Source organism: Geodermatophilus sp. SYSU D00815 (assembly GCF_054050035.1).
On the sequence record NZ_JBJGYO010000067.1, the window covers coordinates 1 to 522 of the forward strand.

At 76.8% G+C, this 522-nt stretch carries 1 protein-coding gene; it reads left to right on the plus strand.

Going from position 1 to position 522, the window contains the following annotated elements:
- The coding region (locus ACI78S_RS25110) for a hypothetical protein (protein ID WP_456977712.1) at positions 1-522 on the plus strand (522 nt) is incomplete at both ends.

The following is a 522-nucleotide window of genomic DNA, read 5'->3' on the forward strand; positions in this document are numbered from 1 at the left end:
CCGGACGACGTCGGGCAAGGCGTTCGTGGTCTCCGGTGGGGTCAAGCGGGAGGTGGTCGACGACGCGGCGTTGGCCGCGGCGGGGTGGCCGACGGCGGGGGTGCGGCTGCTGGAGTCGGGGCTGGGCTACCTGCCCTACGGGGTGCCGATCACCCGGGACGGGGTGGTGTTGCGCAACCGGTCGACCGGGGCGGTGACGGTGGCCGCCGGGGGCGGGTTCACCACGGTGGACGAGCCGGTGCGGGCGGCGACGGCGCTGGCGTCGTGGCCGGTGCGGGAGCTGGACGCGGCGTCGCTGGCGCGGTTGACGATCGGGTCGGTGGCCGGGCCGTTGTGGGCCGAGCCGGGGTCGGGGCGGGTGTTCCTGCTGACCGAGCGCGGCCGGGTGCTGGTGACCGATGCCTCGATGCTGCCGGGGTCGGTGCCGGAGGTGCCGGCGGCGGTGCTGGCGGCGTTGCCCGAGGACGGGTCGTTGGCGGCCGGGACGTTCGTGAAGGGCTCGCAGGGCGCGGGGGTGTACGC